Below are 9,182 nucleotides of genomic sequence, written 5' to 3'. Positions count from 1 at the left end.
GACACTTTTTCAGCCGTTAGGCGGCAGGCGAAAGCTCGTCGATCAGCTCCTGCAGCTCGGCGGCCTTGATGTCATAGACCTCATTGCAGAAATGGCAGGTGAGTTCGGCCTTGCCGTCTTCGCTGAGCATCTGGGAGAGCTCATCGCGCCCCAGCAGTTTGAGGGCGTTGACGCTGCGCTTGCGGCTGCAGGGGCAGTGGAAGGTGATGTCCTGGCTGGCTTCGGCGTCCTCCAGCAGCTGGGGATCAAGGTCCGGAAAGATGTCCTGGAGCAGGGCCTCAAGGTTGCCTTCGCAGGCGGCCAGGCGGTCGCTGAAGTGCTCAATCTCGCGGCAACGCTCCTCCAAGAGCGCCACCAGGGCTGGCTCCCGCGCGGCCTTGGGCAGCACTTGCACCAACACCCCGCCGGCATGCCTTAAGCCGCTGCTGTCGATGCGCTCGCCCACGAAGACCGCCGAGGGGGTCTGCTCGGAGTGCAGCAGGTAGGAGGCCACGTCATCGCCGATGCCGCCGCTGACCAGCTCGACCGTTGAGCTGAACGGCTCCCCCTCGCCCAGGTCCCGAACCACGTGGAGGTACCCGGTGCCGGTGGCCTGTCTGAAGTCGAAGCTGTGGGCGCCATCGGCGCTGTCCAGCAGGTCGAGTTCGAGCTCGGGGGTCCCGACGTAGCCGCGCACGGTTCCATCGCGGCCGGCATCCACCATCAGTCCCTTGAGCGGGCCATCGGAGGAGATCCGCAGGTTGACTCGCCCGTGGGCGACCTTCATGGAGCTGGCCAGCAGCAGGCCGGCGGTCATTGCGCGTCCCAGCAGGGCGGTCGTCAAAAACGAGAGGTTGTGGCGGCGGCGGGCGTAGCGAACCGTGGTGCTGGTGCTGACAGCCACCAGGCGGATCCCTCCGCCTGCAGCCGTTGCGCGCACCAACCGATCCGACATGCCCTGCCCCTTGCTCGAGGCACTGTATTCAGCGGCCTCAGCAGGGGATGAGCGCGGGCTGGAGTTGCCCATCGATCAGGTTCCAGCGCTGTCCTGGTTCCGTCAGGGGCTCGAACAGTTCAGGCTCATGGGTGACGATCAGCACGATGCGCTCGCGGCTGAGCTGATCGATCAGCTCAATGATTTCCGAGCGCACGGACCAATCCAGACCGGCGGTGGGTTCATCCATCAACAGCACCTTGGGGTCCCGCAGCAGCTGGACCGCCATGGCCAGGCGCCGCTGCTGTCCGCCGCTGAGTTCCTCCGGGGCCTGTTGGAAGGACAGGCCGCTAAGGCCGACCTGCTGCAGCACCGCCTCCGCCTTCTCGCTTGGCAGGCGCCGTTGCCCCAGTCGCAGTTCTTGGCCGACGGTGAGTCCGAGGAAATGGCGTTCGGGGAACTGAAAGACCAGGCCGCAGAGCCAACGGCGCTGGCGGGCATTGAGGGCTTTGCCGTGCCAGCGGATCTCCCCGTGGCTTGGATCGGCCAGTCCGCAGATCAACTCCAGCAGGGTGGACTTGCCGGAGCCACTGCGGCCGGCCACCAGCGCAATCCGCCCGGGCTCCAGGCCCATGCTGGCCCCCCGCAGGACAGGCTCCGGAGCCGTTGCGGCGTGGTAGCGGAGCGCGTCGAGCTCAAGCATCGCTGGCCGATGGCCGTCAGGTGCCCCCAGCATGTTTGATGGGAGCAAGCCCTGCTGCATCGCGCTGCAATGGAGATTCGTTTTCGAGAATTTGACCCCTTCAATTGCTGGCTGTGGTTGCGCTTCAGCAATCCCCCGGGCCAGGGGGAGCGGGGCTATATCGAGACCACCTTGGACAGTTGGTTCTTCTTGGGCAAGTTGGGTGGGTTCAACGCCGAGAACCTGCAGGTCCACGAGGAGGGCGCTGAGGTCAGCTGGATGGGCTACGACGCCGAGACGGCGGAGCGGGCCATGCCTGCACTGATGCACAACATGGGTGAAATCGAGTACCAGGGCTCCTGGGCGCGCTGCTGGGTGGATCTGGGCACCAGTGACGGCTTTGCCCTCGATGTCCTGATCAACACCCTGCGCCAGATCGATTCCGATGTGGTGCAGATCGAGGAGCTGCTGATCGGTGGGGCCAATGAGGACTGGCCCGTGGAGGACCACCCCGAAAGCCTCTTCCCCGTCGGAGCCCCGGACGCGTAGTCCATGGCCCGGGAGCTGCGTCGGCTGTTGATTGCACCGGAGCGCCTGGCTTCGCAGATCGCGTTGACCCGTGAGGAGGAGCGCTATCTCACCCGCGTGCTGCGGTTCAGTGCCGGTGATCGCTTTGCCGTGGTCAACGGTCAGGGCGCGCTCTGGACGGCCGTGCTTCGGCAGTCCGCCTGCGCCGAGCTGGAGCAGAGCCTGGAGGCGCCCTTGGAGCAGCAGCCTGCACCGGCTCCCCAGCTGGTCTTGGCCGCTGCGGTGGTCAAGCGCGACTTTGAGGTGGTGTTGCGTATGGCCGTCGAGCTGGGGGTGGATCGCTTCATCCCGCTTCTCTGTGAGCGAACGGTCGTCCAGGGCAGCCTGCGGCTGGAGCGCTGGCGCAGCATTGCCGCTGAAGCGGCTGAGCAATGTGAACGGCTCTGGTCGCCGCGGATTGAGGAGCCGATGGACGTCCATCAGCTCCTGGGCCTGAGGGATTCAGCGGTTCCAGGGTTTTGGGCGACCACCCGTCAGCAAGAGCTGCCGCTGTTGGCTTCTGTGCTCGCCGATCAGCCCTTGGAGCGTCTCTCCAGCCTTTGGCTGGCCTGCGGCCCTGAGGGGGGCTGGTCCCCCAGCGAAGAACAGGCCGCCGAGGCGGCCGGATGGAAGCCCGTTGATCTGGGCCCTCGCATCCTGCGCAGCTCGACGGCCTGCGTGAGTGGCTTGAGCAGCCTGAGTAGTGCCCGCGTTGCGCGCTGCGGCAGCTAGCTCAGGGCCTCAGCCTTACTTCTTGCCAAACATGCCGCTGGCCATGCTGCGGAAGCCGGCGAGGTTGGCGCCACCGCGGCGGCGACGCATCGGCAGGGCGCCGCCGGCGGTCACACACTCGGGGGCGAAGGTGGCGTCGGTCTTGGCGGGAAGAGCGGCTTGCTCCGCGGCTAATTCAGCGGCGATCGCTTCAGCGGTGGTTTGCACCGAACCGGTCGCTGCAGGTGCGGTTTCAGCAGGTGCAGCGGCGGCGCTTGCCTTGAGTGCAACGGCAGCCTTGGCCTCGACAGGAGCCTTGGCCTTGGCAGGCTTCTCGGCAATGGGGGCCACAGTCACCGACTGTTCAGCTGCCTTCTCATCGAGGTTGAGGAAGAAGCTGCCTTTGCGGTTGAACACCATGGCGCCGGTAATAGACCGTTTGCAGGATTATCCGCTGCTGCCGGTGCTTCTGAACAGCGGCCGTAGGGCAGTGCAACAGAAGTTCCAGCTGCTGTGTTCTTCTGGAGCCAGTCGCTGATTCCAGGGATGCTCGATCTGCAGATCTTGCTCAGCCCAGAGCGCTTGCAGCACTGGCTGGCCGCCCTGGTGATTAATGGTGTGCTGATTGCCGCCGCCCAGCGGCTTCCCCTGTTGACGCGCTCCGGCTGGGTCCACGCGGGGATCCTCGGCACCGTGCTCCTCGGCAGCCTGGACTGGCCCGGTTGGTTGGCCGTGGCGCTTTACCTAGCCCTCGGCTCGCTGGTGACCCGTCTGGGCTACCGGCGTAAGCAGGAGCAGGGCTTGGCCGAGGGGCGTGGCGGCCGGCGCGGGCCTGAGAACGTCTGGGGATCGGCGGCGACTGGGGCCGCGTTGGCGGTGCTCAGCGTCTGGCCGATGGCGCCGGTGATCCTGCTCAAGATCGGCTTTGCCGCGAGCTTTGCCGCCAAGTTGGGCGACACCTGCGGCAGTGAGATCGGCAAGCGTTGGGGACGCCACACCGTTTCGATCACGAACTTCCAGCCCGTTCCCCCCGGCACCGAGGGAGCCATCAGCCTGGAGGGCACCGCCGCCAGTGCGGCGGGCAGCGCCTTGATGGCCCTGGTGATGCTCCAGTTGGGGTTGATTCAGGGCGGGCCGACCTGGTTGTTGGTGGCCCTGGTGGGGCTGGCGGCGACCTTGATGGAGAGCCTGATCGGCGCCACGGTCCAGGACCGCTTCCCCTGGCTGAGCAATGAGCTGGTCAATGCCCTGCAGACCCTGATTGCGGCCCTGCTGGCCATGGGGCTGGCGCTGCGCTTCGCCCTGGCCTAGCTCGCGCCCACCAGTTGCTGACGGACGATGCCGCAGGCCTGCTGGTAGCGCCGCTGGGCGGCACGGGCACTGATCCCTGCCATGGCGCCCAGGTCCTGCCAGGTCCGCTGCTGCAGCACCCGGGCTAGCACCAGTCGCCGTTGACTGGCCTGCAGGGTTTTCAGTCCCCTCCAGAGCTGACGGCGCAGTTCGCAGCGCTCGAGCCAGCCGTACTGACCTGGTGCCTGTTGATCGCTGAGTTGCTCCACCAGGGGGGTCTCGGGATCTGACCCGCCGCCGGGTTGATCCAGGCTTGCCACCCGCAGGCAGGTTTGCAGGGCCTGGGCTTCCTGCCAGCGCTGCTGGGAGCAGCCGAGGGCCCGGGCCAGGGCGCTGTCGTTCATCGGGCTGAGTCCCTGCTGCTCGCGCCGGCGCTGCAGTGCTGCTCCCCGCTGCAGCAGCTCGATCACGCTGCGGGCGCCGCTGAAGACGCGGCAGCGGTCCCTGAGGTAGTGACGCATGGCGCCGCGAATCCAGGGAACGGCGGCCGTACTCAGGGTGTTGCCCAGGCTTGGATCAAAGCGCTCGACCGCCTTGATCAGACCGCGGACGCCCTCTTGGGCCAGGTCTTCAAAGCTGTGGCCGCTGCGCTCGCTTTCCCGCCGGGCCACCTTCCAGACCAGGGGCAGGTTGGCGGCGACGACGGCGTTGCGGTGCGCGTGGTTGGGGTCCTTGAGATAACGGCTCAAGAGCCATTGCTGTTGGTCCTGGACTGCCATAGCGGATGCCTTGCTCTGCCCTCAGCCTCAACCGCTTGAACCGCTCGTTGGCTCACCCCCTCGGGGGTCTGATTCCCCTCAGTAGAGGGGGGTCCCGGCGCTGGTGGGCTGAAGGTCCGCCCAGCTCAAGAGCGGACTCCAGTGACGTACCCGCTCGTAGATCTGACGATGTCCCTCGCTGTTGAAGTGAATCCCATCGGGGCAGATCCACTGCAGCCAGCTCGGATCCGCCAGCAGGGAGTCCAGTAGCGGCAGGAAGGGCAGATCGGCCTCCATGCAGGCCTCCTTCAGCAGCGCTTCGTACTGGCGGACGTGCTCATTGCTGTACCAGAGCAGATCCGCGAAGGGCATCACGTGCTCGTCCACGGGCGTCAGTCCCAGCACCAGGACCGGTGCGGCCGCTTTGAGCTGGTTGAGAAGTTGTTGGAGGCCGAAGAGAAAGGCCTCCGGATCGAGTTGGTGGCGCCCGTCGCGGCGACCGATTCGCGCGGTGTCGTTGAGGCCGACGGAGAGCAGGATCCCCTGGGGCTGCTGACGCCTGAGTTCCCCGCGGCAAGCGAACTCGCTGGCCCAGCGCGCCGCCACCCGCTCGAGACCATCGCCGCGAACGCCGAGGGGATAGAGCACCGGTCCGCCGGGCAGCCCCATCCAGTGCCGCCTGAGGCGCTCGCACCAGCCACCCTCTTCGGGGTCCCCCCAGCCGTAGACGCCGCTGTCCCCAAGCACGATCAATTTGCGGGGAACGGCCAACAGCATGGAGTCGCTTACAGCAGGCGCCGCCGGGCGCGGTCGCTCAGATCTTCACCCACCAGGGTGAGGGCCGCATAGGCCACAAGCAACAGGGCGATCTGATCCCAGGCAAATGAGCTGAGGCTTTCCTGCAACTGGGTTCCAAGCCCGGTCCCCGCCATCAGACCGACCACCACGGTCTCCCGCAGGATCACATCGCTGCGGTAGGCGCCATAGGCCAGATAGGAGCGCGCCAAAGCGCTGAAACGCCCGTAGAGCAGAGCCACCCGTGCCCCGACACCTTGGCCGTGTAAGGCGTCCTCGGCTGCGCCGCTGCAGGACTCTGCGCCCTCTAGCAACAGGCGACCCAAGATCCCGAGGTTGTGAAACCCCAAGGCCAGGGCTGCTGTCCAGATCCCCGGTTTGAAGACAAACAGCAGCAACAGTGCCGTGAGCGGCGGTGGCCAGAGTCGCCCCAGGGCCCAGAGCAGCCTGAGCAGCGGCTGAGCCAGGCGCCACGGCGCGACCAGCAGGAGCAGCAGCGGAGCACCGCCGACGGCTAAGCAGGCCGAGAGGACCGTGAGCAGCAGGGTGTTGCCGATCAGTCGCCCCCAGGGAAGGGCGAGGGCCTCCTGCCAGTGCTGGGAATGCAGCGGCGGCAGCGGTTGCCAATGCAATAGCGCCGCTGGCTCAATCCCCAGGCTGTGGCTGATCGCCAGCATCAGGGGGAGCAGGAGCCCAAGTAGAAGCAGGATCTCCCGGCCTTGCCGTCCCACGCCGGGCTGGGCTTGACCAAAGCGGTTGGCCAGTCCCCAGCGCTGGCGCAGGGCGCGGATCAGGCTCTCCAGGCTCAGCATCACCGCTAGCAGCAGCCAGAGGCCACTCCAGAGCTCGCGAAATTCCAAGGACTGCAGGGTGAGCAGCAGTTCGTTGCCCAGGCCCCCAAGACCAAACACCCCCAGCAGCGTGGCGCTGCGCAGGGCACATTCGAGCCTGTAGCCGCCGTAGCTGACCACCCCAGGCAGGAGGGGCGGTCCCATGGCCGTCAGCAGGGCCGCCGGGCCTGCACTGCCGGCACTCAAGAGGGCCTTCAGGGTCTGATCGGGTAAGGCATCGAGTTGATCGCTGATCACCCGGGCCACCAGGGCGCCATAGGGAATCACGATCGCCAGCACCGCCACGGCGGGCTGCAGCCCCAGCACCTGCAGCAGCAGTAGGCCCCAGATCAACTCATGGATTGAGCGGGGGATCGCCAGGAATCGGCGCAGCAGCTCCGCAGGCAGCGCAGTGCCACTCAGGGTGCTCCAGATCAGCCGCGAGCTGGCCAGCCCCAGCAGCAGTCCCAGCAGCAGGCTCAGGCACCAGCTCAACAGCGCCACACCGACCGTCACGCCCAGTCCCCTGAGTAGGGAGTCGACCACGACTGGATCCAGCGACGGGTGCAGGGCTGCCTCGGCGAAGGCGCCAATCAATTCCCAGCCGCCGCCATGGCAGAGCCCTGGCAGCACCAGGGCCAGGGGCAGGATCACCCCAGCGGGGATCAGGACCTGGAGTGGCGGCGCGATCTTCAAGGGGTCGTGCTTCCGGCGTAGAGACGCTGCAGGGCCTGCGGCTCGAGTTGCTCCGGCGCGCAATCAAACAGGATGCGTCCCTCCCGCAGACCCACCACGCGGCTAAATCCCGCCAGCAGGTCCGGCCTGTGCAGGCTCATCACCAGCGCCCGTGGCGCCGCGGTCTGCTCCAGCAGGAGCTGGAGCAACTCCCCTGCCAAGCGGGGATCAAGGCTGGAGAGGGGTTCATCGGCGAGCCAGAGCAGAGGGTCCTGACGCAGCAGCCGAGCGATGGCAACCCGTTGGCGTTGTCCGCCAGAGAGCTGTCCCACCGATTGCGCCAACAGAGCGGGATCGAGATCGAGTTGCCGCAGGGCGGCTGCGCAGGCCTCGGTTTCTATGGGAAGGACCAGGTTCAGCAGGGCCTTCGGCCAGCCCCACTGCGCGAGTCGGCCGCAGTTCAGGTTCTGTTGAACGCTGAGCTCCTCAATCAGGCGCAGGTCCTGCCAAAGCGTTCCGATCTGTCGCTGTTGGCGCCGTTTGATTCGGGGGCGCCTGGACAGGGCCTCCCCGGCCCAGAGCACTTGACCTTGATCGGCCTGGAGTAGGCCATTGGCGACGCCCAGCAGGGTGCTTTTGCCCGCCCCGCTGGGGCCGAGCAGCGCCAGTCGTTCACCGGCGTGAAGGCTGAGCTGAACCTGATCCAGCCTGGGCTGTTGGCGTCCCTTGACGCTCACCCCCCGCAATTCCAGGACGGGCGCATCCATGGGGGCCTTAGCTCTGGGTGAAGCGGAAGACCATCAAGGCCAGGATTAACCCCACCAGGGTGAGTTCGATGACGTCGGGGCCGCGTGGGTTCATCCCCGCCCCTCACGCTTTTCCAGTTTGGCCACTGAGGGCAGGCCGAAGACCAGAACGAGCAGGGGGATCTCCAGCCAGAGAACCCCATTGCTCAGCAGGATCACCGCCAGGTCAATGGCGGCAATGGAGCGCAGAAACAGGACCCAGACCTCGTCGCCGTCGCTGCAGCTGCGCTGCCAGAGCAGCAGGCCAGCCACCAGCAGCAGCAGGTCCGTCAGCAGGGTCGTGGACAATGCGGAGAGGACAGGTCTCCCCGCATTCTGCTCCTGGAATCAGCGGATCTTGCCGATCTGCCGGCCGACCTGCTCGATCTTGGCGTAATCGCTGGCCTTCGCCCCGATGAAGCGCTGGGCCCCGAAGAGCTCCAGGATGGCCTTCTGCTCAGGGTTGCTGCTGCGCCAGCTCAAGATCGCCTGACGCAGCTTCGTGCTGAAGCCTGCTCCGAAGCGCTGGTTGAGGTCGGGCTGGGCGATCCAGTGGTAGTCCGGGTAGCCGGGGGTGGTCCAGATCGCATAGACCTTGGCCTTGTTGGCCTTGCCGCTGGCCAGGTTGGCTTCCCAGACCTGTTTGTTCAGGGCGCCGGCGTCATAGGCGCCGCTTTGCACCAGGGCCACGGTGGCGTCATGGCTGCCGCTGAAACCGGGGGCTCCACCGGCGAACTGGCTGGGCTTCACCCCGGCCTGCGCCAGGAAGTACTGGGGCATCAGCCGCCCTGAGGTGGAGCTCTGGGACCCGAAGGTGACGCGCTTGCCCTTGAGCTCCTTCAGGCCGTTGATGCTGCTGATGGGCTTGAGCTGGCTCTTGCGGTTGGCGATGAAGACCGATTGGAATTTGGCGTCGATGTCGCGCTGGGCGATCACCTGGGAGCCGGGCTTTTGCAGCCGGGCCTGGACACCGGTCAGGCCGCCAAACCAGACCAGATCCAAATTGCCGGTGCGGAAGGCACTGACCGCCGCGGCGTAGTTCGTGACGGGGACATATTTGACGTCGACATTCAGCTGCTTGCTGAGTTCATTGGCCACCAATCCGTAGAGCCGGTTCAGCTTCTCGGGCTTCTGATCGGGGATGGCGCCAATGCGCAGCACCGGCTTGTTGGTCTG

General features: G+C 66.4%; 12 protein-coding genes. 3 read left to right on the top strand and 9 right to left on the bottom strand.

The annotated features are described in order from the left end of the window. Window positions 1–16: 16 nt before the first annotated feature. Window positions 17–934, bottom strand: a complete 918-nt coding sequence (hslO, locus tag QZ186_RS05210; protein ID WP_010317531.1) for an Hsp33 family molecular chaperone HslO — start codon at window positions 932–934, stop codon at window positions 17–19. Window positions 935–971: 37 nt separating this feature from the next. Beyond that, window positions 972–1,616, bottom strand: a complete 645-nt coding sequence (locus QZ186_RS05205) for an ABC transporter ATP-binding protein (protein WP_043706045.1) — start codon at window positions 1,614–1,616, stop codon at window positions 972–974. Window positions 1,617–1,685: 69 nt separating this feature from the next. Between QZ186_RS05205 and QZ186_RS05200 the strand changes: the two genes are divergently transcribed. Together QZ186_RS05200 and QZ186_RS05195 are read left to right on the top strand one after the other, a co-directional pair. Continuing rightward, on the top strand, window positions 1,686–2,144 hold the full coding sequence (locus QZ186_RS05200) for a DUF3531 family protein (RefSeq protein WP_010317529.1): 459 nt from the start codon (window positions 1,686–1,688) through the stop codon (window positions 2,142–2,144). A 3-nt stretch (window positions 2,145–2,147) separates the two neighbouring features. Next, a complete protein-coding gene (locus tag QZ186_RS05195) occupies window positions 2,148–2,894 on the top strand; it encodes a 16S rRNA (uracil(1498)-N(3))-methyltransferase (RefSeq protein ID WP_247478789.1) in 747 nt (248 codons plus the stop codon). Window positions 2,895–2,909: 15 nt separating this feature from the next. Here the strand turns inward: QZ186_RS05195 and QZ186_RS05190 are convergent, their stop codons facing one another. Further along, window positions 2,910–3,293 carry a hypothetical protein gene (locus QZ186_RS05190; RefSeq protein ID WP_010317527.1) on the bottom strand — a complete coding sequence of 128 codons (384 nt, stop codon included), beginning with the start codon at window positions 3,291–3,293 and terminating at the stop codon, window positions 2,910–2,912. Between the two features lie 126 nt (window positions 3,294–3,419). Here QZ186_RS05190 and QZ186_RS05185 point away from each other — a divergent pair, with 126 nt between their 5' ends. Beyond that, entirely contained in the window at window positions 3,420–4,184 is a 765-nt protein-coding gene (locus QZ186_RS05185; protein WP_296416078.1) for a DUF92 domain-containing protein, read from the top strand. Here the strand turns inward: QZ186_RS05185 and QZ186_RS05180 are convergent. The 6 genes from QZ186_RS05180 to QZ186_RS05155 all read right to left on the bottom strand — a co-directional run bounded on the left by QZ186_RS05180 (window position 4,181) and on the right by QZ186_RS05155 (window position 9,167). Next, entirely contained in the window at window positions 4,181–4,942 is a 762-nt protein-coding gene (locus tag QZ186_RS05180; protein WP_296416077.1) for a sigma-70 family RNA polymerase sigma factor, read from the bottom strand. The two genes, QZ186_RS05185 and QZ186_RS05180, sit on opposite strands and share 4 nt — an antisense overlap. A gap of 78 nt (window positions 4,943–5,020) precedes the next feature. After that, window positions 5,021–5,698, bottom strand: a complete 678-nt coding sequence (locus QZ186_RS05175; protein WP_296416076.1) for a GDSL-type esterase/lipase family protein — start codon at window positions 5,696–5,698, stop codon at window positions 5,021–5,023. An 8-nt stretch (window positions 5,699–5,706) separates the two neighbouring features. Further along, the gene (locus QZ186_RS05170) at window positions 5,707–7,242 is read right to left on the bottom strand and encodes a phosphonate ABC transporter (RefSeq protein WP_296416075.1); all 1,536 of its coding nucleotides are present in this window, start codon (window positions 7,240–7,242) and stop codon (window positions 5,707–5,709) included. After that, window positions 7,239–7,988, bottom strand: a complete 750-nt coding sequence (locus QZ186_RS05165; protein ID WP_296416074.1) for a phosphonate ABC transporter ATP-binding protein — start codon at window positions 7,986–7,988, stop codon at window positions 7,239–7,241. Before QZ186_RS05165 ends, QZ186_RS05170 begins: the two co-directional genes overlap by 4 nt. A 90-nt stretch (window positions 7,989–8,078) precedes the next feature. Then, on the bottom strand, window positions 8,079–8,315 hold the full coding sequence (locus tag QZ186_RS05160) for a hypothetical protein (RefSeq protein WP_010317515.1): 237 nt from the start codon (window positions 8,313–8,315) through the stop codon (window positions 8,079–8,081). A gap of 39 nt (window positions 8,316–8,354) precedes the next feature. Beyond that, window positions 8,355–9,167: a putative selenate ABC transporter substrate-binding protein gene (locus tag QZ186_RS05155; RefSeq protein WP_296416085.1), complete on the bottom strand. Its 813-nt coding sequence runs from the start codon at window positions 9,165–9,167 to the stop codon at window positions 8,355–8,357. Window positions 9,168–9,182: the final 15 nt, after the last annotated feature.

Origin of the sequence: Vulcanococcus sp. DEBay_Sum29NL08_54 (assembly GCF_017859255.1) — a bacterium.
Classification (GTDB): domain Bacteria; phylum Cyanobacteriota; class Cyanobacteriia; order PCC-6307; family Cyanobiaceae; genus Vulcanococcus.
Note: the sequence above shows the minus strand (reverse complement) of the source record. Positions and strands in the feature narration are given on the sequence as shown.